Annotated in this window: 19 protein-coding genes; 11 read left to right on the top strand and 8 right to left on the bottom strand. The window is 58.5% G+C overall.

The window, feature by feature from the left end; genetic code table 11:
• Window positions 1-39 precede the first annotated feature (39 nt).
• The gene (locus DSCA_RS20215) at window positions 40-1,440 is read right to left on the bottom strand and encodes a sigma-54 interaction domain-containing protein (protein WP_155318147.1); all 1,401 of its coding nucleotides are present in this window, start codon (window positions 1,438-1,440) and stop codon (window positions 40-42) included.
• A gap of 239 nt (window positions 1,441-1,679) precedes the next feature.
• Between DSCA_RS20215 and DSCA_RS20210 the strand changes: the two genes are divergently transcribed.
• The 10 genes from DSCA_RS20210 to DSCA_RS20165 all read left to right on the top strand — a co-directional run bounded on the left by DSCA_RS20210 (window position 1,680) and on the right by DSCA_RS20165 (window position 13,259).
• The gene (locus tag DSCA_RS20210; protein WP_155318146.1) at window positions 1,680-1,967 is read left to right on the top strand and encodes a hypothetical protein; all 288 of its coding nucleotides are present in this window, start codon (window positions 1,680-1,682) and stop codon (window positions 1,965-1,967) included.
• A gap of 19 nt (window positions 1,968-1,986) precedes the next feature.
• On the top strand, window positions 1,987-2,910 hold the full coding sequence (gene hybA / locus DSCA_RS20205) for a hydrogenase 2 operon protein HybA (RefSeq protein WP_155318145.1): 924 nt from the start codon (window positions 1,987-1,989) through the stop codon (window positions 2,908-2,910).
• Window positions 2,907-4,112 carry an NrfD/PsrC family molybdoenzyme membrane anchor subunit gene (nrfD, locus tag DSCA_RS20200; protein WP_155318144.1) on the top strand — a complete coding sequence of 402 codons (1,206 nt, stop codon included), beginning with the start codon at window positions 2,907-2,909 and terminating at the stop codon, window positions 4,110-4,112. The genes hybA and nrfD overlap by 4 nt, the downstream gene beginning before the upstream one ends.
• Entirely contained in the window at window positions 4,109-6,187 is a 2,079-nt protein-coding gene (locus DSCA_RS32645; RefSeq protein ID WP_407924206.1) for a tetrathionate reductase family octaheme c-type cytochrome, read from the top strand. Before nrfD ends, DSCA_RS32645 begins: the two co-directional genes overlap by 4 nt.
• Window positions 6,188-6,431: 244 nt before the next feature.
• Complete coding sequence (locus tag DSCA_RS20190) at window positions 6,432-7,817, top strand: MBL fold metallo-hydrolase (RefSeq protein ID WP_155318143.1); 1,386 nt, start codon at window positions 6,432-6,434, stop codon at window positions 7,815-7,817.
• A 320-nt stretch (window positions 7,818-8,137) separates the two neighbouring features.
• Window positions 8,138-8,914 (top strand): DeoR/GlpR family DNA-binding transcription regulator, encoded by a 777-nt coding sequence (locus DSCA_RS20185; RefSeq protein ID WP_155318142.1) that lies wholly within the window; start codon window positions 8,138-8,140, stop codon window positions 8,912-8,914.
• Window positions 8,911-9,972 carry an ABC transporter ATP-binding protein gene (locus tag DSCA_RS20180; protein WP_155318141.1) on the top strand — a complete coding sequence of 354 codons (1,062 nt, stop codon included), beginning with the start codon at window positions 8,911-8,913 and terminating at the stop codon, window positions 9,970-9,972. The genes DSCA_RS20185 and DSCA_RS20180 overlap by 4 nt, the downstream gene beginning before the upstream one ends.
• Before the next feature lie 71 nt (window positions 9,973-10,043).
• On the top strand, window positions 10,044-11,321 hold the full coding sequence (locus DSCA_RS20175; protein ID WP_155318140.1) for an ABC transporter substrate-binding protein: 1,278 nt from the start codon (window positions 10,044-10,046) through the stop codon (window positions 11,319-11,321).
• 277 nt (window positions 11,322-11,598) lie between these two features.
• The gene (locus DSCA_RS20170; protein WP_197904639.1) at window positions 11,599-12,432 is read left to right on the top strand and encodes a carbohydrate ABC transporter permease; all 834 of its coding nucleotides are present in this window, start codon (window positions 11,599-11,601) and stop codon (window positions 12,430-12,432) included.
• Window positions 12,429-13,259, top strand: coding sequence for a carbohydrate ABC transporter permease (locus tag DSCA_RS20165; RefSeq protein WP_155318138.1), 831 nt, complete (start codon window positions 12,429-12,431; stop codon window positions 13,257-13,259). The genes DSCA_RS20170 and DSCA_RS20165 overlap by 4 nt, the downstream gene beginning before the upstream one ends.
• A 66-nt stretch (window positions 13,260-13,325) precedes the next feature.
• Here DSCA_RS20165 and DSCA_RS20160 read toward each other — a convergent pair whose 3' ends face one another.
• The 7 genes from DSCA_RS20160 to DSCA_RS20130 form a co-directional block, all read right to left on the bottom strand.
• A complete protein-coding gene (locus DSCA_RS20160; RefSeq protein WP_231716223.1) occupies window positions 13,326-13,982 on the bottom strand; it encodes an ASKHA domain-containing protein in 657 nt (218 codons plus the stop codon).
• 23 nt (window positions 13,983-14,005) lie between these two features.
• Window positions 14,006-14,338: a thioredoxin gene (gene trxA, locus DSCA_RS20155; protein WP_155318137.1), complete on the bottom strand. Its 333-nt coding sequence runs from the start codon at window positions 14,336-14,338 to the stop codon at window positions 14,006-14,008.
• A 94-nt stretch (window positions 14,339-14,432) separates the two neighbouring features.
• Entirely contained in the window at window positions 14,433-14,756 is a 324-nt protein-coding gene (locus DSCA_RS20150; protein ID WP_155318136.1) for a hypothetical protein, read from the bottom strand.
• 238 nt (window positions 14,757-14,994) lie between these two features.
• The gene (locus DSCA_RS20145; RefSeq protein WP_155318135.1) at window positions 14,995-16,686 is read right to left on the bottom strand and encodes a universal stress protein; all 1,692 of its coding nucleotides are present in this window, start codon (window positions 16,684-16,686) and stop codon (window positions 14,995-14,997) included.
• A 253-nt stretch (window positions 16,687-16,939) separates the two neighbouring features.
• On the bottom strand, window positions 16,940-18,286 hold the full coding sequence (locus DSCA_RS20140) for an FAD-dependent oxidoreductase (RefSeq protein WP_155318134.1): 1,347 nt from the start codon (window positions 18,284-18,286) through the stop codon (window positions 16,940-16,942).
• Window positions 18,287-18,293: 7 nt separating this feature from the next.
• Window positions 18,294-18,692 (bottom strand): OsmC family protein, encoded by a 399-nt coding sequence (locus DSCA_RS20135; RefSeq protein WP_231716222.1) that lies wholly within the window; start codon window positions 18,690-18,692, stop codon window positions 18,294-18,296.
• Window positions 18,693-18,901: 209 nt separating this feature from the next.
• Window positions 18,902-19,168, bottom strand: coding sequence for a hypothetical protein (locus DSCA_RS20130; protein ID WP_155318132.1), 267 nt, complete (start codon window positions 19,166-19,168; stop codon window positions 18,902-18,904).
• Between the two features lie 195 nt (window positions 19,169-19,363).
• On the opposite strand from DSCA_RS20130, the gene DSCA_RS20125 reads away from it, so the two are divergent.
• On the top strand, window positions 19,364-20,770 hold the full coding sequence (locus tag DSCA_RS20125) for a sigma-54 interaction domain-containing protein (protein ID WP_155318131.1): 1,407 nt from the start codon (window positions 19,364-19,366) through the stop codon (window positions 20,768-20,770).
• Window positions 20,771-20,772: the final 2 nt, after the last annotated feature.

The following is a 20,772-nucleotide window of genomic DNA, read 5'->3' as shown; positions in this document are numbered from 1 at the left end:
GGGATTCCGCAGGTTCGATCGTGTTTTTTCGCCTTCCCTTCACCCCCCCTGTCGGTTGATTTCCCGTTTCAGGCTGATTCCGTATTTTCGCATCCGGTTCCATACGGTGACCCGGTTGATGCCCAAAAGCCGAGCCGCCTGGCTCTGGTTCCCGCCGGCGGCCAGAAGGGCTTCGATCAGCTGTTGCCGTTCGGTGATGCCGGCCCCGTGAACAGGCCCTTCGGGTGCCGACACGGCCGGGCCTGCCGGGGCCACCAAATGGGGCGGCAGGTGATCGATGTCGATGGTGTCTTTATCCGCAACGGTAAAGGCATATTCCAGTGCACTTTTTATCTCTCTGACATTCCCCGGCCAGCGATATCCCATGAACCGGTTCAACGCCTCCCGGGTCAATCCCCGGATCGTTTTGCCGGTGCGGATTTCAAGGCGGTTGATGAAGGTGTTGACCAGCAGGGGGATGTCGTCCGTTCGTTTTCGAAGCGGCGGCAGATGGATGGGAATCACGTTGATGCGAAAATACAAGTCTTCCCGAAATCGCTTCTGGTCGATCAGTTCCAGCAGATTGCGATTGGTGGCCGTGATGATCCTGACATCCACCGACACGGGGCGGTTCTCTCCCACCCGCTCGAATTGACGGGTCTCCAGCACCCGCAGCAGCTTGATCTGGATGGACAGGGGGATGTCCCCGATCTCGTCCAGGAACAGGTTTCCCCCGTTGGCCGCTTCAAAACGGCCGGCCCGGTCCCGGAATGCACCGGTGAACGACCCCTTCACATGGCCGAAGAGCTCACTTTCCAGCAGGGATTCGTTTAATGCCGCGCAGTTGAGCTGGACGTAGGGACCGGCGCTTCGTTTTCCCCGATCATGGATGGCTTTGGCCACCAGTTCCTTGCCGGTGCCGCTCTCACCGAAAATAATGATAGGTGCATCACTCTGGGCCGCCTTGTCGATGATGGCGAAGACGGCTTTCATTTGGTCGCTGTTGCCGATGATACCCCCGAATCCGCTGTCGTCGTCCAGTTGGCGCGACAGGATTTCCACCTTTCGATCCAGTCGGTCGAGTTCACTCAGATCGGTCAGGGTCTCCACCGCCCCCAGCAGGGCCCCCTCTTCATCGCGCAGGACCGAGGCGTTTTTCAGGGCCGGCAAAAAGGTCCCGTCTTTCTTCTTTATGGTGCAGCGGCAGCGGCGCATTTCCGGCTGGTCGGGGTCAAACAGTTTGCACCACCCGTCTCCCCGGTTGTTGATGGCCATTTCACAGGCATCGCAGGCCAGCACGGTGCACGGCCGGCCGGTCACCTCGCTGGCCGAATACCCGGTCATCTCTTCGAAGGAGCGGTTGACCGACAGAATCCGGCCCGCCTTGCTGATGATCATCAGGGCCTCGTTCATGGTGTTGATCACCCGCTCCCAGTGTCTGTTGATGTCTTTGATCTGCACGACCCGCCCCCTCTTCGCTATGTTTAATCAAGTGTTAATTCATTTTAACATGTGATTAAACATTGTTTAATCATTAATTGGGTGTCCCATGGGCGCAAAATGTTTATTTATTATAAATAACAACGTGTTGAGTGTTGTCAGAATCGTGGCCAGGGGTGGCACATATTTTGTTTTATATCGCTCGGGAACCGTAACAGGGCGCTGCTGTCCGAGCGAAAAGGCTCGGGAAAAGAGGATTTATGTGCCGGCATCTTCATATCAATCTTGAGGATCTTCCATGGCCGGTGAATGTCCTCAAGTTTAACCAGATGGTGCATGACATGCAGCCGGGAGACGACGTGACGGCAACGATCAAAGATGCGGATGTCGTCGACAACCTCCAGCAGCTGCTGGGCAACCGGGCCGGATTGCACTTCGACGTATTTCAAGCGGAAACGGATTACCGCATCCGGGTAACCAAAGACCGAACGGATGATCCGGGACAACGGGTAAACATCCGCCAATCGGCGGGGGATCCTCAATTTTAACGGTTATCGAGGAGGGCCTATGGGGTTGAACAGACGCGATTTTTTCAAATATGTGACCGCTGCCGGCGCGGCGCTGGCCGGGTCCGATCGATCGGCCCACGCCTGGCAGTCCAGGGCGCCTTCCGATCCGGTCGGCTGCCTGGTGGACCTGACCCGGTGCATCGGCTGCCGAAAATGCGAAGAGGCCTGCAACCGCGTCAACGGCCTGCCGGAGCCGGATCACGGTTTTGAGGACCTGACGGTGCTGGATCGCAAGCGCCGTCCCGATGAACGGGCCTACACCGTGGTCAACCGATATACATCGGGCATCATCGATGAACGCGACCAGTTGGTGCCCACCTTCGTCAAGCTGCAGTGCATGCACTGTCAGGACCCGGCGTGTGCCTCCGCCTGCATCGTCGGTGCGCTGACCAAAAAGGATAACGGGACGGTGCATTACGACGTCACCCGGTGTATCGGCTGCCGCTACTGCATGGTGGCCTGCCCCTTTGAGATTCCGGCTTATGAATACCATGATCCCATAACGCCCCGGGTGATGAAATGCACCTTCTGCTATGAGCGGGTGCAGTCTGAAAACAAGCTTCCCGGTTGTGCGGAAATCTGTCCGGTAGAGGCCATCACCTTTGGCCGGCGAAGCGACCTGCTCGCCGTGGCTCACCAGCGCATTAAAGGCAACCCCGGCCGATACGTCGATCACATATACGGCGAGAAAGAGGTGGGCGGCACCAGCTGGATGTATCTGTCCGCCGTGCCCTTCGGGCGGCTGGGTTTCAATACCCTTCCGGAAACGCCCATGCCCCGGCTGGCGGAAACCATTCAACACCGCCTGTTCAGCTACCTGTGGTCTCCCATTGTGCTGTTCGGCATGCTTGGCGGGGTCATGTGGGCATCCAAGGACAAGGGGGACCGGGCCGGCAATGGCAACCAAGGAGGAGAGCGATGAGCCAACATGCAGCGCCCGTCAGGGCGAAATTCTGGACACCCGGCGTCGTGGTGCTGGCCGTGCTCATGGCCTCCGGTGCCGCGGCCATTGTCGCCCGTTTCATCGGCGGCATCGGCTATGTCTCAAATCTGACCACGGCGCGGCCCTGGGGCCTGTGGATCGGTGTGGATGTGGCCTCCGGGGTGGCCCTGGCCGCGGGCGGGTTTACCACCGCCTTTCTGGCGCACATCATCGGCCGTCACTATTATGAACCGGTGGTCCGGCCGGCCCTGCTGACGGCCATGCTGGGCTACACCTTTGTGGTGCTGGGACTGCTGGTGGATATCGGCCGGTCCTGGGCCATCTGGAAGCCCTTGTTGTACTGGAATCCCAACTCGGTGCTGTTTGAGGTGGCCATGTGTGTCATGTTTTACCTGAACGTGCTGTACATCGAGTTTCTGCCCGTCGTGGTGGAACGCTTCAGGGGCCGCGTGAACCTGCCCGGGCTGCTGGCGGGGATGAATGCACCGGTGGACGGGCTCCTCAACCTGGCCGACCGCATCCTGCCCCGGATCATGTGGTTTTTTATCATCGCCGGCGTGGTGCTTTCCTGTATGCACCAGTCCAGTCTGGGGTCCCTGATGCTCATCGCGCCCACCAAGCTGCACCCGCTGTGGTACACGCCCATGCTGCCGCTGCTGTTTCTGGTTTCGGCCATCGCCGTGGGCTACCCCATGGTGGTTTTCGAGGCCACCCTGGCCACCACATCCCTCAAACTGGATTCAGAGATGACGGTTCTGACCCCGCTCACCCGCATCACCATTTTTTTGCTGGGACTCTATCTGGCGCTCAAGCTTGGCGATATGGTGGTACGGGGCACGTATGTGTATCTGCTGGACGGAACCGCCCAGACCAACGCCTTTCTCGTCGAAGTGGTATTCGGCGTGCTCGTACCCTGGTTGATGCTGCTCGCTCCCAAGGTGCGCCGGTCACGGCAGGCCTTGTTCATTGCCTGTTCACTGATTGTCGGCGGCGTGCTCGTCAACCGGATCAACGTCTTTGTGGTGGGATACCGTCCCCCCATCAGCGAGGCCAATTATTTTCCGGCCATCGGTGAAATCCTGGTCACGGTGGGGCTCATCGCTGCACTGATGTTCATCTATCGAGCGATCGTAACCTATTTGCCCGTTCTCAACCAACCGGAACAGGAGGTGTCCGCATGACCAGAACAGGATCGGGTGTGCGTTTAATTGTCATGGTTGCCCTGGCCGGCATCTTTGGTTGTTCGGCGGCCCTGGCGGCGGCCCCGGCTCCGGCGGCGACGACGGCGCCGGCCGAGACGGACTGGTTCGCCCCCGACCAGGAGGCGGCCAAACGGCGTTCCCAGGAGGTGGTGCCCTTCGTCGAGGCCGTCATGGACGAATGCCGGTTGTGCCGGCAGCAGCGGCTGCGGGACAAGGGCCTGGGCGTCAACGACCAGTCGGAAAGTTATTTTTTGCTGGACAGCCCCATCATCCGTAAAACGGAAGACCACTATGGACCCGTACGGTTCATGCACGCCAAGCATGCCAGCGAAACCAAGGACTGCGCCTTGTGTCACCACTACCGGCCGCTGGACGCATCCGCATCGGAAACCACCCGCTGCTCGGCATGCCACCAGCAGCCCTTCCAAAAGGATCATCCCGAACGCCTGGGGCTCAAGGCCGCCTATCATCAGCAGTGCATGGGGTGCCACCAGAAGATGAACAAGGGCCCTGTCGACTGCGCCGGCTGCCACCGCAAGAACGTACCCGACCACAAGGACCTGATCCAGCTGGCAGACAACCCGGAGCCCTCCCAGGTGACCGCCGAGTGCCTGCGCTGCCACCGGCCGGCCGGCGAGGACATGCTCAAGTCGGCCCACTGGTTGTGGAAAGGGCCCTCTTCCTACACCCTTGAACACCGAAAGGAGGTCCAGCTCGGCAAGGCAACCCTTGCCACGAACAACTTCTGAATCAGCATCATCAGCAACGAGGCTCGTTGCACCAGTTGTCACGCCGGCTATGGATGGAAGGACGCAACCTTTGACTTTAACGACATGACCCGGATCGACTGCCTGGTGTGCCACGATACCACCGGGACATACAAAAAAATCCCCACCGGAGCCGGCATGCCCGACCCTGAGGTAGATCTGGCGGCCGTGGCCAAGAGCGTGGGCGCGACGTCCCGCAAGACCTGCGGGGACTGTCACTTCAACGGGGGCGGCGGCGAAGCGGTCAAGCATGCCGACCTTTCCCGCCAGCTCCTTCATCCGGAGCGCAGCTGTGACGTCCACATGGGCGGGTACGATTTCCAGTGCAGTGAATGCCACCGCACCCGCAACCACAAGATTGCCGGCCGCAGTTCCTCGGTTCCTGTGGTGGAGGGCAGCCTGTCATGCACCAACTGTCACTCGGGCACCCCGCATTACGGGGACGACCTGCTCGATCACCATCTGAACAAGCACAGCGCCACGATCGCCTGCACGACCTGCCATGCACCGGTTTATGCCAAGTGCAAACCCACCAAGACCTTCTGGGACTGGTCAAAAGCCGGCGACACAACACGCAAACCCCAAAAAGACAAATACGGCATGAAGGATTACCATTGGAAAAAAGGCGAATTCGTCTGGAAAGAGTCGGCCAAGCCCGTGTACCGATGGTATGGCGGCTTTACCAAACGGGTGCTGCTGGGGGACACGCTGGATCTGACGCAAGAGGAGATCAGCATCACCGAACCCGTCGGATCCATTAACGACCCCAATTCCAAAATCTCGCCGTTCAAGATCATGGCCGGTGTCCAGGCCGTGGACGCCCGGTACAAATACCTGCTGGTTCCCCATCTGTACCCCCGGGACAAGGAGGACAAAACCGCCTACTGGAAGCACCGGGACTGGCAGATGGCCTTTACCGACGGCATGAAGGCCGCCGGCATGAAGTACAGCGGCAAATACGAGTGGATTCAAACCAACATGTACTGGGGCGTCGAACATGAGGTCATGCCGGCCAATATGGCCCTGTCCTGTGTGCAGTGTCACGACAGCCTGAAGGGCGATCGGACCTGCAACCGCTGCCACCAGGACAGCCGGGACGTGGATTTCAAATCCATTGCCCACAAGGGGACCGACTTTTCCTATATGGCGTCCAAGGGCCGTGACGTGAGCCATCTGGTGGGCACCACGGACTATATCGACTTCAAGGCCCTGGGGTACAAGGGCGATCCGATCATTTACGGCGGTCGGTTCAAGAAACTGCCCATGGGATATAAAGCCGAAAAGTAGTCCCGCGCCCGCCTCAACGCCCCCGCTTCCGCCGCCGCGATGATGCAAGGCCATCATCGCGGCGGCGGAATACCTTTTGCGGCATCGTGGCCATCGGACCACCGGACGGGGTCTGGGGTTGCATCCGTGTCAAGGCGAGTCTATAGTAAGGCAGAATTACGAGTATATACCAGTTTTGGGTGGGGCTGCCCGGCATACCGCTGTTATCCGTGCAGCCCAAACCCATCCAGGAAAGGAGGTCTTAATGTATTTCAACCAAATCGCCGTACCGGGTCTGGGCTGCCTCTCCTACGTCATCGGCTGTCCGCGCGCCAAAGCCATGGCCGTCGTCGACCCCAAACGGGATGTGCAGGACTACCTGGCCATTGCCCGTGAGGAAGGCATGCGGATCACCCATGTCATCAACACCCATGTGCATGCCGATCATGTGAGCGGGGATCAGGAGCTGCGCCTGGCCACGGGCGCGGACATTTACATTCACGAAAGCGCACCGGTCGAATACAAACACAAGGATCTCAAGGAGGGGGACGTCTTCGAACTCGGCGCCGCCAGGATTGAAGTCCTGCATACGCCGGGGCACACCCCCAACGCCGTCTCCCTGCTGGTGACCGACAAGGCGCGCTCCGAGGAGCCGGAAATGTTGCTTACCGGCGACCTGCTCTTCGTCGGCGACATCGGCCGGCCCGACCTGCCCGGTGCGGAAATTCTCGATGAACAGGTCGAGAATCTGTACAACAGCCTCTACGTCAAACTGGCCGACTACCCCGACCATCTGGAGGTTTTTCCCGCCCATGGCGAAGGATCGCTGTGCGGGCGGGGCATGAGCGCCAAGAAGAGCTCCACCCTCGGATACGAGCGGCGGGCCAACCCCATGCTGCGGTTCGACACCTTCGAGGCATTCAAGAAAGAGGTGATGTCGGCGTTTCCGGTACGGCCGAAAAGTTTTTCGCACATTATCCGGACCAACCTCGAGGGCGCGGCCACCCTGGACGCCTGCCCCATGGACAAGAGCCTGACGCCCAAGCAGTTCGAAGAGATGGTCGCCGACGGCGCTGTCATCATCGACGCACGGGACTCCGCCGCCTTCGGCGGCTTCCACATTCCCGGCAGCATCAACATCGGGTTCGAAAAACAGCTGGCCAACTGGGTCGGCATGGTGGTGGACCCCAAATCGGAACTGCTCCTGGTGGTGGATGACCGGGAGGATTACGACCGCATGGTCACCGAGCTGCATCGCATCGGATACGATCTGATCTTCGGCTATCTCTCCGGCGGGATCATGGCCTGGCTGATGAGCGGGCGGGCTGTCGATCAACTGGAGCAGATTTCTCCCCATCAGCTGGCCGCACGCCTGGAAAAGAGCGGCCTGCGCGTCATCGATGTGCGCACGCCGGCCGAATGGGAGGCCAGTCGAATCAAGTGGGCCGAGCATTTGCCGCTGTCCGAGATTCTCGCCGATCATTTCCCCAAGGCCGACAAGGATGAAGAACTGGTCCTGCAATGCGGCAGCGGCTATCGATCCAATATTGCCGCCAGCATTCTGCGCCAGGCGGGTTACAAACGTGTCAAATCCCTGGCCGGCGGCGTGTTTGCCTGGTCCAATGCCGGGTTTCCCCTGGTCTCGACGTGAACACAGTCCCTCCGCTGTCGTCCTCCACGGGGGCTTTTTCATTCAGAAACATGGCCGGCCTCGGGAAAACCCGGTCATGTTTCCCTCTCCGTTGCCGGCCTCGTCAGCTGTCACGCCTCGGTTTTACGCCTGCGTTCTTTCGATGTTGCTTTACGGGTGCTCAGAAAAAATGCCCAGGCAATTTCATTTGAAAGCGAATTGAAAAAAAACAAGTTCCTAATGAAACTCAAACAGTGCAAAATTCGTTTGATTGAGGGTGCAATCGTGTTCTAAGATAAAACGACTTTCAAATGAACGCCAATCATTAGCCGACACCAGTTATGCTGCTTTCCGAACGCCAGGCGCAGATTGCCGAAATGGTCCGCCAGCAGGAGGTGGTCCGCGTGGACGACCTTGCCCGTCGCTTCCGGGTGAGCACCCAGACCATTCGCCGAGATTTGTCCGTGTTGTGCGAGCGAGGGCTTGCCCGGCGCGTGCACGGGGGCGTTCAACAGATGAACACTCCCGGCAATGTTGCCTATGCGTGGCGGCAGATTCTTAATATCGAGTCCAAGCAGACCATTGCCCGTGAAGTGGCCCGTCACGTGCCCAACGGCGTTTCCCTGGCCTTCGGCATTGGCACCACGCCGGAAATCGTATCCAAAGCGCTTTTAAACCATCAGCAGTTGCGGATTTTTACCAACAATCTGAACATCGCCGTGCTGGCCTGCACCAACCCGACCTTCGAGGTCACTGTGGCCGGCGGGCGAATACGCAATGAGGATCGGGATGTGATCGGCGCGGGCATGGAAACCCTGTTCAGCGCCTACAAGCTGGACATCGGCATATACGGTGCGGCCGGGGTTGATGACGACGGTACCCTGCTGGATTTTTACGAAGAAGAGGTGCGGGCCAGACAGATGATCCGGGAAAACAGCCGCCGGGCTTATCTTGTGCTTGACTATACCAAGTTTGGCCGCGCCGCCCATGTGCGCGGCGGAAAAATTGACGAGGCCACCGCCATATTCTGCGACCGGACGCCGCCGGCGTCCATCCGTGACATGATCGATCTGTCCGGCACCCAACTGATTGTGTGTAAAGGAGACGCATCCCCATGAGCCGCATTGAGATCCGTGAACTGGTCAAGCAGTGGGGAGCGGTCGTTGCTGTTGACCGGGTTTCCTTTTCCGTTGCCGAAGGCAGCCTGACCGTGCTGCTGGGGCCTTCCGGATGCGGCAAGTCCACCATCCTGCGTCTGATCGCCGGCCTGGAAAATGTTTCCTCGGGGGCCATCTCCATCGGAGGAAACGAGGTGACCGGCATGGATGCTGCCAAACGTGGTGTCTCCATGGTTTTTCAGTCCTATGCCCTGTTTCCCCATCTCACTGTCCGTGAAAACATCCTTTTCGGGCTCAAGGTTCGCGGCATCTCCCCTGCGGACCGACGCTCCCGCCTCGAGGACGCCGCCCGGATGGTGGGCCTGGAAGACCTGCTCGGCCGCAAGCCGGCCCAGCTTTCAGGCGGGCAGCGACAGCGGGTGGCCCTGGCACGCTCCATCGTCTCACGGCGTCGGGTCTGCCTCATGGACGAGCCGCTGTCCAACTTGGACGCCAAGCTCCGGGCAGAAATGCGTGACGACATCCGCAGCCTGCAGCAGAAGCTGGGCCTCACCATGGTTTACGTCACCCACGATCAGGTGGAGGCCATGACCATGGCCGACCAGGTGGTGCTGATAAAAAATGGCCGCATCGTGCAGACCGGACGCCCCCACGATCTGTACGAACGTCCGCGGACCACGTTTGCCGCCCAGTTCATGGGCTCGCCGCCCATGAACCTGCTTGAAATCGATTTGATCGAAAAACGATCCGCACTGGCCGATGCATGCGGCGGAGCCCTGACCGAAGAACACCTTTCCGAGGGCTTCGTCGGCGTGAGGCCCGAACATGTGCAGGTGGGGACGGCAGGCCTGCCGGTCAGGATTTCTGCGGCCGATTACCTGGGTGCCGAAACGGTGCTGCGGATGACGCATGGCCAGCAGACCCTGTTTGCCAAGACCGACGGACGACTCCGTTATCAGCCCGGTGACCGGGTACATGTCAGCTGGCCTGAAAAGGCGGTTCATCGCTTTGGCGCCGATGGCCTTCGAATCGGAGCTCCGGATCGGGCCGTGTCCTGATCGACTGCAATCCCGTCCGCCTTTTCCGGCGGACGACCCATCGAACCCGACCCAAAAAGAGGAGGTGAACCATGTTTAAAGGAATGAAATGGCTTTTCATTGGGCTGATGGCGACGGCATTGTTGATCGTGTCCGTCTCGGCAGGTTCCGCCACGGACCTGACCATGTATTATCCGGTGGCCGTTGGCGGACCGTTGACCAAGGTCGTCGACGGGATCGTCGACGATTTCATGAGGCAAAACCCGGATGTCAAGGTCAAGGCCATCTATGCGGGCAACTACAACGATGCGCGCATCAAGGCCCTGGCTGCCCTGAGGAGCGGGCAGCCGGCCCAGTTGTCCGTGATGTTTTCCATCGACATCTATGAACTCATCGAGCAGGATGCCATCGTTGCCTTCGACGACGTGGTGGAGACGGCGGAGGAAAAGGCCTGGCTGGACTCGTTTTATCCGACCCTCATGGAGAACGGACGCACTGCCGGCAAGACATGGGGCATTCCTTTTCAGCGATCCACCATCGTCATGTACTACAACAAAGACGCATTCCGCGCTGCGGGACTGGACCCGGAAGCGCCGCCGGCAACCTGGGAGGAATTGGTCTCCGTGGGAAAAAAGCTCACCAAAGCGGACGGTTCGCAGTGGGGCGCCATGATTCCTTCCACGGGATATCCCTACTGGATGTTCGGTGCGCTGACCATGCAGAACGGCCAGGTACTGATGAGCGGAAACGGCGACACGACCTACTTTGATCACCCGGCCGTGGTCGAAGCACTGCAATTCTGGAAGGACCTGGGAGAGACGCACCGGATCATGCCCAAAGGAACCATCGAGTGGGGAACCCTGAGACAGAATTTTCTTGAAGGAAAAACCGCCATCATGTGGCACTCCACCGGCAACCTGACGGCCGTTAAAAAGAATGCCAAGTTTGATTTCGGCGTGGCCATGCTGCCGGCCAGCAAGCGCAGGGGCACCCCCACCGGCGGCGGCAATTTCTATATTTTCAAGAAAACCAGCCCGGCGGAACGCAAGGCGGCCATGCGGCTGATCAAGTTCATGACCAGCCCGGAAAGCTCCGCCGAATGGTCCATGAAGACCGGCTACATGGGGGTCAGCCCGGCGGCTTACCAGACCCCCAAGCTCAAGGACTATGTCAAGGACTTCCCCTATGCTGCCGTGGCCCGGGATCAGCTCGAGTATGCCACCGCCGAGCTGTCCACGTATCAGACCGGCCGTGTGCGCAAGGGGCTGGATGATGCCATCCAGGCCGCGCTGACCGGTTCCAAGACGCCCCGGGCGGCGCTGGGGGAAGCCCAGTCTCAGGCCGATCGGCTTTTAAAGCAGTACCGCTGATTCGTCTCCACCCGGAAAGGGCATCTGCCGGCCCAGGCCTTCGTTCTCACGCCTTTGACATCCTCGACGTGGCGCTGCCACGCCTGTGGGTTCATACGCGTTGCGGGCTCGGCCTGAACCGGAACCTTACCCTTTCGGAATAGAGACCGGTAAGGAAAAAATAGACGACAACGGGCGGACGGGCTGTTCGATTGCCCGCCGCTCGTTAACGTTATCAACCCACCGGAAGCAAATGCGAACAAACGCGTCAAGACACGTTCAGGGCTGGCTCCTGTTAATGCCCGCCGCGATTCTGCTGATCGCTTTCACCCACTATCCCACCGTGGCGACGGTGATCGACAGCCTTTTTTCCAAGGGGACGGCGATTCGCCCCTCCCGCTTTGTGGGGGCGCTGAATTATCAGCGCATGCTGGACGACCCCATTTTCTGGAAAGTGCTGGCCAACAACGCCTGGTTTGCCCTGGGCACCATTCCCACCTCCATCGCCCTGGCCATTGTCATGGCGCTGTTTGTGAACCGCTCCATCGCAGGGCGGTCACTGGTGCGGATGGCCTACTTCACGCCGACCATTTTGCCGATGATCGCCGTCGCCAACATCTGGTTGTTTTTTTATACGCCGGATATCGGGCTGATCGATCAAATTGCGAGCGGGTTCGGTTTTTCCGGCCACAACTGGCTCGGGGACCCGAACACGGTGCTGCCGGCCATCATGGTGATGACGATCTGGAAAGAGGCGGGGTTTTTCATGATTTTTTATCTGGCGGCCATGCAGAACATACCGCCGGAACTCGAAGAGGCCGCGCAGCTGGAAGGGGCTTCGCGGTGGTATTACTTCCGCCGGGTGATGTTTCCACTGCTCATGCCCACCACCCTGTTCGTGCTGATCAATGCGGTGCTCAACTCGTTCAAGCTGGTGGACCACCTGTTCGTGCTCACCAAGGGCGGGCCGGACAATGCCAGCAACCTGCTGCTCTACTATATCTTTGAAACCGCTTTTTCCTATTTTGAAACGCATTTCGCCGCCGCGCTGACGGTGGTGCTGCTGATTATCCTGGCGATTATGGCGTTGCTGCAATTTTTCGTGCTGGACAAACGGGTGCACTATCGATGAACCGTTCACGATCATTTTCTCAGGTGTTCAACGCGACACTGGAAACCGGTGCTGCATGGCTGCTGGCGGCCCTTTGGATTTCGCCCCTGGTATACGCTTTCTGGGCCGCCTTTCATCCCGGGGAGTATGCCGTCAATTTTGATCTGCTGGCCCCGCTGACGCTGGACAATTTCCGGGAAGCGCTCTCCCAGGCGCCGTTCCCCCGCTACGCCCTGAACACCTTTGTTCTGGTCAGCACGATTCTGGTTGCCCAGCTGGTGTTGTGCACCCTGGCGGCCTATGCCTTTGCCCGCTATCAGTTCCGCGGCCACACCATCGCCTTTGCCCTCGTACTGGTCCAGCTGATGATCACACCGGAAATACTCATCGTCGAAAATTACAGCACCCTGGCCCGGTTCAGCCTGGTGGATACGATCCTTGGCATCGGCCTGCCATACATGGCCAGTGCCTTCGGGATTTTTCTCCTGCGGCAGGCCTTCAAATCCACACCCAAGGAACTGGAAGAGGCCGCCCGCCTGGAAGGATGCGGGACCATGGGGGTCCTGTGGCGGGTATATGTGCCCCTGGCGCGCCCCACCTACCTGGCCTATGCGCTGGTGTCCATCAGCCACCACTGGAATAATTTCCTCTGGCCCCTCATCGTGACCAATTCGGTGGAAACCCGTCCGCTGACCGTCGGCCTGGGAATTTTCGGTGCACCCGAATCCGGGGTGAACTGGTCGGTCATCTCGGCGGCCACCCTGCTTTCCGTGGCTCCGCTGCTGGTCGCCTTTCTTCTTTTTCAGCGCCAGTTCGTTCAGTCGTTCATGTATGCCGGCATTAAATAGTGTCCATCCATAAATGATTATTTTGCCCGATCTCTGCGTTGTGCGAAAAATTTTATCCTCGGAATCTCAACGATATGCCTCCGGTAAAATTTTTCGTACGCCTTGATCTCGACCAAAAGCCCTCGTTTCAGGACGGACACTGGATACGTTGGGAAAGGCTTCCAGGTCTGTATGGGGCAGAAACAGGGCCGAGGTGAATGCGTCCATGTACCGGGGGGCGCTGGAAAAGTCGATATAGGTCATGCCGCTGCAGATCTCCCGGGCCTCCTGACGGTACCGGCTGGACAGCAGGGCCATGTAGGCGCCCGCGATGGAGCTGTTGCCCATGTAGGAGAATTTGGCGCGGTCGATGTCGGGAAGCAGGCCGATGGTCACCGCTTTTTCGATGTCGAGATACTGGCCGAAGCCGCCGCTGATGATGATGCGGTCCACCATGGAGAAGGCCATGCCGGCTTCCCCCAGCAGGGTGCTGCCCTCGGCGACCGAAGCCGTCCGGCCGCCTGGCAGAAACGTGATGGTTCGGGTGGCTGCGGCCGCCGCCGGTTTGTCTTCGGCATCCCCGTCCTGGTTTCGCTTGCCCATGAACCAGATGGGGCAGGCCGATCGGTGCTTGCAATAGATCTTCGGGTCCCGGCATTCCAGACAGTCCTCACACAAGTATATCTGATGCTTCATACAGAGGTAGGGGGTTTCCCGATCCGGGTGGTTGATGCACGTTCCCATTGCTGATCTCTCCTTCGTGTCGGCTACCATGTCGCCTGATTGATCACGTGTCGCAGCGCGTTTTTAAGCGTTTCCGTTGTTTGAAGTCCGATGAAGCGGTTTATTTCTCTGCCGTTTTTATAGATGATGATGGTCGGGATGCTCTGGATACCCAGATGAAAGGCGATGTCCCGGTTTTCGTCGATGTTTATCTTCTTGACCGCTGCTTTACCCCGGTAGTTTTTTTTCAATGCCTCGATGATCGGTTGCTGAGCACGGCACGGCTTGCACCACGGTGCATCAAAATCCACCAGCGTCACGCCGTGCAGGATCGACTGCTCAAAATTTTTCTGAGTTAATCGCCCAATTGCAGCCATTGTTCTTCTCCTGGTCCCGTTGGTAAACTGAGGGCGGCAACCCGGGCCATTGCCGCCCCCTGTGACAGTGGCGCTCCGTGCATGGATGGGGTCGTCAACCGCCGAAATTACCGCCTCCCAATCCCTGCATGGCTTCTTCGGTGGTGACGCGAAGTGTGGACAGCGAGGCATTGAAGGCGGCTCGTTCAGTCTGAATATCATCAATGCAGGTCTCTGGTTTGCAGTTTTCCCGGATCTGATCGATGCGGTCATCCATTTCCGCAATGAGCATGTGCAGGTCTTCGATGTTGGGCAGAACCTTCGATTTCTCGCCACCGGGAAGGGCTTCCATCTTACGGGTGATGTCATAGACGATGGCCTTCCATCCGGTGAGTTCCATTTCCATTGTTTTGCAGCAGTTAATTGCCTTCATGATCATGACGAGGTCCTCCTTTTCTGTGGGTTATGTTGTCTTGCCGTGAACGTCAGCCCAGCCGTTAACGCGCGGGCAACCTTTCATTAAGGTTTAGTAACAATTTCTGTGCCACATGCGAGCTCGGGCGAAGATTGGTTGGGAAAGATCAATATCTTTTAAAAACATAAGGTTGTGAACTCGTTCAATGTCTTTCAGCGCGTTGTCCGGGGCGACCCAGACAGGGTGCGGCGCCGGGTCACCGTTACTCTTCGCGGCGCACCCCCTGCTCCCGCCATAAACGGTCTCGTCCAGGCTGTGCCGGCGGCCTGATCGGGTTTTCAGGCGGCTGATTCGCTCGTCTCTGCGGATGGGTCTGAATTGATGCCGCTGCGGGAAGCCGGACCACCATGACCGGAACCTCGCTCATCCGGATCACATCACTGGCCGTACTGCCGATGATGCGTTCTTCCATTTTTCCGTGGCCATGGGTGCCCATGATGATCAGATCGAATTTTTCGTCCCTGGCGGTCGTTACAATCTGCCTGACCGGGCTGCCCACTTTGACCACCACGCCGTCCTCGGTCAAGGGGCAGTGGGGAATTTCTCTGGCGACGCGGCGGGAGGTTTCCCGGATTCGCCGATAAATGGCGGCTTTCGCCTTTTCGATGCCATTGGTATGAAAGTCGGCCAGGGCCCTCCTGTTCATATGATCGGCCAGGTCGATGCCGGCTTCTCTGGAGAGGGCGTCCAGAACGTCGGGAATGACGTGAAGCACGGTCACCGAGGCGCCGAAACGGTTACCGATGCTGCATGCATAGCGGACCGCATGTCGGGCCGTGTCGGACAGGTCGGTGGCATAGAGGATTTTTTGGATGGACGGCACCGGAGGCTCATCCGTTGGTGTCAGCCGGGTGGACAGTTCGGTTACCGTGGCTGTTTTTTCCGGCGCAACCCGACCTTCTTCCGGTGCGGGCTGTTTTTGGGCCGGGCCGAATATTTTTTCCACGAAACGGACATACCAGGCGGCCGACTGGATCTGAATCACATAGGCAAGCGCGATCAGCAGGGCGATGGTGAGGCCCTGTTTGCCGAAGGCGGTCATGGCAATGGCCAGGGCGATGGACAGGTCACGCATGACCACCCCGAAAACCATGGCGATGGCATCCTCCCGCTTGAAGAAAATCCGACCGGCAACGGAGAGCATGCCATAGGTAAGCAGATAAAACACCGCCAGGGGAGCCAGGATGGTGAGAATATCTGAGGGGTTGGCGATGATGTTCCTGGCTTTCAGGGCCATGGCCACGAAGGCGATCAGGATGACGCCCAGCGCCGAAAAGGGGGGAAACTTCGGTTTGATACGATCGTTCCACATCCGGGGACCATATTTTTTTCTGGCCAGGGTCTGGGTCAACAGGCCCGCGATCAGGGGCACGAAGACAAACAGGGCGATCTGCCTGAACATGTGCAGCACGTCCACATCGATGGCGGCACCCATGAAGACTTTGGTATAGATGGGCGCCGCCAGCGCGCCGAGCACCAGCCCGAAGACGACCATTTTGATGGCCGCCTCCTTGTTGCCCTTGGCGAACCCGGTCCAGGAAATGGTCATGCCGGAGGTGGGCAGCACTCCGATGAGAAACAATCCCACGGCCCACAAGCCGTATTTTTCCGGTCCCCCGCTGAAAAACAGCCGGCCGGTGTAGAAGGCCAGCAACGGCACGAGGACGAAGTTTATGATCTGGGTGGTGATCTGGAGTTTGTAGTCCCGGCCCTTGAAAACACTTTTTACATTCAAGGTCACCATCATGGGGTAAACCATCATGAAGGTGACCGGGATGATGACGCGTTTAAGGGGGCCGGCATCAAACAGATACCCGTAAAGCAACCCGACGATCATGGAGACGGGGATGGACCAGACCAGATTTTTTTGAAGCAGTGAGAGCACGCGCCACATATCGATCTCCTTGGTTGAATCGCGAACACGACAGCGATTGGGGTGATGCCTGAATGTATGGAGACGTAAATCAACAACTGTGCCATCGTCTCAATCAAAACGTAACCTCGACGTCTTTAATAATTAAATTGAATGGTTAAAGGAATGTGTAGTCCGTGGCGAAGCGGGAGGGGGCGGAGCACGGGCAACGCAATAACGTTACCTGGGTTGCGGTTCGACAAAAGGTAACGCTTTGTAACGGGTGAGTGGGGTATTAAATCATTTTTTTCAGCAATTGATTGGCAGCGGTGAGCAGCGGGTCCCACACCGGGCCAAAGGGCGGGGCATAGGCCAGATCGGTTTGAGAAAAGGCTCTCACGGACATGCGGTTGTGCAGGGCAACGGCGGCGGCATTGATTCGGTGGGCGACCCCTTCCCTGCCGACCATCTGGGCGCCGGTCAGCCGCCCGCTTTTTTTATCCCCGATCAGGTTCACCCAGATGGTTTCGGCCCCGGGGTGAGCGTGGGCGCGGGACCGCGTTTGGATGGTGACATCGACCGGATCGAAGCCGAAGCGCTGCGACTCCTCGAATGACAGCCCGGTGCGGGCCACTTCGAGACCGAAGACCTTGAAAACAGCGGTCCCGGCCACCCCTTCCAGGCGGTTCGGCCTGCCGCAGACGTTGTCCGCTACCGTCCATCCGGCCCGGTTGGCCCTCAATGCCAGGGGAATCCAGGTCTTTTGGCCGGTGACCACATGATAGGCGTCGGCACAATCGCCGGCCGCATATATGTTTTCGTCCGAGGTCTGCATCCGCCGGTTTACGGCGATGGCATTGCCGACCCCCGTCTCGATTCCGGCATCGGCGGCCAGCTCGCTGTTCGGATCGATGCCGATGGCGGCCAGCACCATATCGGCCGGCAGGGTGCGGTCGTCGCAGACCACCTGAAGCGCTCCGGCTGTTTTTTCGACGGCGGTGATGTTGCATCCGAGGTGCAACCTGACCTGGTTGGCGTGCAGCTCCTGCTCAACCACCGACGCCAGTTCGCGCGACATCCATGGCAAGAGCGCCGGGCCGGGTTTGACCATTTCAACCTCAAGGTCTCGCATTCTGAGGGCTTCGGCCATTTCCAATCCGATGTATCCCATGCCGACGATCACCACCTTGCGTACCGGGTTCGCCCGGATGAAGTCCTTGATTGCTCTTCCGTCTTTGAGGCTTTTCAAGGCGGCCACACCGGGATGGTCAAAACCGGGCAGCGCCGGGATTTTCGCCCGCCCCCCCGTGGCGATGAGCAGCCGGTCGTAAAAGAAACGGAACGGTTCCCGGTTGTGACGGCTTGTCCCGGAGACGATCCGGTTTTTGGTATCGATCGCTTCGGCACGGTATCCGGTCAACACATCGATTCCCTGCTTTTTGCGAAACACGTCGGCGCTTCTGACCACGAGGTCATCCATCGGGCGGTCTGCATCGGCGATGTTGTAGGGCATGCCACAGGCGCTGTAGGAGACATCCCCGGTTTTTTCCAGGACGATGACCTCCATGTCGGGCAGGGTTCGCTTGGCCCGGCTGGCAGCGCTCATACCGGCCGCATCCCCACCGATGATCACGAATTTCATGGTTTTCCTAATCCTTGCCAGTCGTGGTAACCTCAATTTCCGGCGGATGGACCAGCGTGCGTTTCACCGTGCACATCTGGGCCGCACGAACCACGGCCTTGCGGTATTTGTCGGGGAACCCGGGCGGCAGGTGGACTTCCATCGCTATCTTTTCCACCAGGTGAGACGAAGCGTTCCGTTCAAAGCGCAGGGTCATGGACAGTCCGTCCGTGGGGATGTTGCGGCTTTCGCAAAAATAGACGATATATACCCCGGCGCAGGTCCCCATGGAGGATAAAAACAGGTCATAGGGTTCGGGCGCCACACCCTCGCCCCCCTCGCTCCGCGGTTGATCCGTCTCTACGGTAAAGCCCTTGTAGCTGGAGCTTACGCGTTTTCCGCCCGGAAAATGAATCAGCATCTCCATTGTCATCTCCCCTGTGTCGTGCGGTTCGCAAGAAATGGTCGCCTGCGTCCGGTATGATGCCCGACCTGCATGGTTTCATGGTGGTCGAAAAGGGCAGGTTCAGCACAGGTATACGATACCGGGCCGCTTCGGGTCAAGCCGGTGTCGGGGAGATGGCCTGGCCGTGTGGGTGCCAGACAGGGAAAACGCGCTTGCGCGTTAAATGCCGGTCAGTCACAATCGGGGTGAAGCTCCCCGTAAGGGATCGTTTCGCCCGGACGCCAGGTTGAAAACGCATTTTCCGTGACGCCATATCCGGGTTTTGCGTTCTCTTTGAGCCAGACAATGCGGGTGTCGCACTCCCACACTTTTTTTTTGCCTAACCGGGCCATTCGTTTTTCCAATGCACGTTCAGCGGTTTCCCGGGATTTGTGTATGGAAAGCACCTGTTTGAAAGGCTTGTTCAGTTCATGGGTGTCATAGATTAATGCAAACATATGCCACCTCCTCGGGTTAGGGGTTGTCTAAAAAACACTGCACATTGAATGCCAATCATCTGTCGGGGCCGTTCGCCGGCAGGCGGGTCTCTTTCAGCCGTTTTTTTGTCTTGACCCCTGCCGCAGTTTCTGGATACAGAAACGGTAACGAACGGTAACGTTATCGTAACGCATCGCGGCGAACAGGAGCAACGAATGGACGATAAAATTCACGAGATCTGGAATGTGCGGTTCATCAACCGGATTATCGACTCCATGGCCGACGGGGTCTTCACCATGGATGCATCAGGGCGAATCTCTTCGTGGAATCCGTCCATGGAGCGGATCAGCGGGTATACGGCCAAGGAGGCGCTGGGCAGAACATGCCAGCTGCTTCAATGCTCCCATTGTTTTGGCAAGGCCTGCCCGGCAAATATTAAAAAATGTAAAATTATGGAAACGGCCTATCCGGAAGCCAAGGAGTGCCATCTGCGGCATAAGAAGGGCTTCGATGTGTCGGTGATCAAAAATGCCAGCGTGGTCAGGGATGACGACGACAACATCATCGGCATCGTTGAAACGGTTACCGATCTTACCGAGCTGAATCAAGCCCGGAAGAAAGCCGAAGAGGCGGCGTTGCGGCTGGGAGAGATTCACCGCATGGACAACATCATCGGCCGGAGCCGAGCCATGCAGCAGGTGTTCGCAGCCATATCGGCGGCAGCGGCCAGCGAAGCCACCATTCTGGTCCAGGGAGAAAGCGGTACCGGCAAAGAACTCGTGGCCGGTGCGATCCATTTCAACAGCGAGCGCCGGGAGGGCCCCCTGGTGACGGTGAACTGCAGCGCACTGGCTGAAAACCTGCTTGAGAGTGAGTTGTTCGGGCACGTCAAAGGGTCTTTTACCGGGGCCAACAGGGATCGCATGGGACGCTTCGAGGAGGCTTCCGGCGGTACGATCTTCCTGGACGAAATCGGCGAACTGAGTCCGTACATCCAGGTCAAGCTGCTGCGGGTGCTGCAGGAGAGAGAGATCGAGCGCGTGGGGGATTCAAGAAAGCGTAAAATCGACATCCGCATAATCACGGCAACGCACAAAGACCTGTACGCACGGGTACGGGAGGGGCTCTTCAGAGAGGATCTTTATTATCGCCTGAAGGTGTTTCCCATTCAGCTGCCGCCCCTGTGGGAACGCCGGGAGGACATCCCCTTCCTTGCGGATCATTTCATCGCGGGCATGAACAAAAAAACGGGTAAGGCCGTTGCGGGGCTGTCAAAAGCCGCCCTTCGGATTTTTATGGACTATCCATGGCCGGGCAACGTCCGCGAGCTTGAAAATGCCATCGAGCACGCATTCGTGCTGTGCAATCGCAAGCTGATCGGCACCGCTGATCTTCCCCTTGAAATTCGGCAGCCGACCTATCCGGTCCACTGCAATGCCACCGCAGACGGCTCTTTTTCACCCAAAACACGGCGCAAGAAATTGTCGAAGGAAACCCTGTACGAACTGCTTGATGAATGCGACTGGAACAAGGCAGAGGTGGGCCGGCGAGTCGGCCTGAGCCGGACGGCCATATGGAAGTATATGAAAAAGTTTGATATCCCCTTGCAAAAAGAAGGATAACC

The sequence above is a fragment of the Desulfosarcina alkanivorans genome (assembly GCF_009688945.1).
GTDB classification, from domain to species: domain Bacteria; phylum Desulfobacterota; class Desulfobacteria; order Desulfobacterales; family Desulfosarcinaceae; genus Desulfosarcina; species Desulfosarcina alkanivorans.
The sequence above is the reverse complement of the archived record's forward strand: the minus strand, read 5'-3'. Positions and strand labels throughout refer to the sequence as shown.

Coding starts and splice junctions, on each gene's coding strand:
- hybA (WP_155318145.1), top strand. CDS start 1,987: ATGGGGTTGAACAGACGCGATTTTTTCAAATATGTGACCGCTGCCGGC.
- DSCA_RS20190 (WP_155318143.1), top strand. CDS start 6,432: ATGTATTTCAACCAAATCGCCGTACCGGGTCTGGGCTGCCTCTCCTAC.
- DSCA_RS20140 (WP_155318134.1), bottom strand. CDS start 18,286: ATGAAATTCGTGATCATCGGTGGGGATGCGGCCGGTATGAGCGCTGCC.
- DSCA_RS20165 (WP_155318138.1), top strand. CDS start 12,429: ATGAACCGTTCACGATCATTTTCTCAGGTGTTCAACGCGACACTGGAA.
- DSCA_RS20145 (WP_155318135.1), bottom strand. CDS start 16,686: ATGTGGCGCGTGCTCTCACTGCTTCAAAAAAATCTGGTCTGGTCCATC.
- DSCA_RS20185 (WP_155318142.1), top strand. CDS start 8,138: ATGCTGCTTTCCGAACGCCAGGCGCAGATTGCCGAAATGGTCCGCCAG.
- DSCA_RS20210 (WP_155318146.1), top strand. CDS start 1,680: ATGTGCCGGCATCTTCATATCAATCTTGAGGATCTTCCATGGCCGGTG.
- nrfD (WP_155318144.1), top strand. CDS start 2,907: ATGAGCCAACATGCAGCGCCCGTCAGGGCGAAATTCTGGACACCCGGC.
- DSCA_RS20180 (WP_155318141.1), top strand. CDS start 8,911: ATGAGCCGCATTGAGATCCGTGAACTGGTCAAGCAGTGGGGAGCGGTC.
- DSCA_RS20135 (WP_231716222.1), bottom strand. CDS start 18,692: ATGGAGATGCTGATTCATTTTCCGGGCGGAAAACGCGTAAGCTCCAGC.
- DSCA_RS20125 (WP_155318131.1), top strand. CDS start 19,364: ATGGACGATAAAATTCACGAGATCTGGAATGTGCGGTTCATCAACCGG.
- DSCA_RS20130 (WP_155318132.1), bottom strand. CDS start 19,168: ATGTTTGCATTAATCTATGACACCCATGAACTGAACAAGCCTTTCAAA.
- DSCA_RS20160 (WP_231716223.1), bottom strand. CDS start 13,982: ATGGGAACGTGCATCAACCACCCGGATCGGGAAACCCCCTACCTCTGT.
- trxA (WP_155318137.1), bottom strand. CDS start 14,338: ATGGCTGCAATTGGGCGATTAACTCAGAAAAATTTTGAGCAGTCGATC.
- DSCA_RS20150 (WP_155318136.1), bottom strand. CDS start 14,756: ATGATCATGAAGGCAATTAACTGCTGCAAAACAATGGAAATGGAACTC.
- DSCA_RS20175 (WP_155318140.1), top strand. CDS start 10,044: ATGTTTAAAGGAATGAAATGGCTTTTCATTGGGCTGATGGCGACGGCA.
- DSCA_RS20170 (WP_197904639.1), top strand. CDS start 11,599: ATGCCCGCCGCGATTCTGCTGATCGCTTTCACCCACTATCCCACCGTG.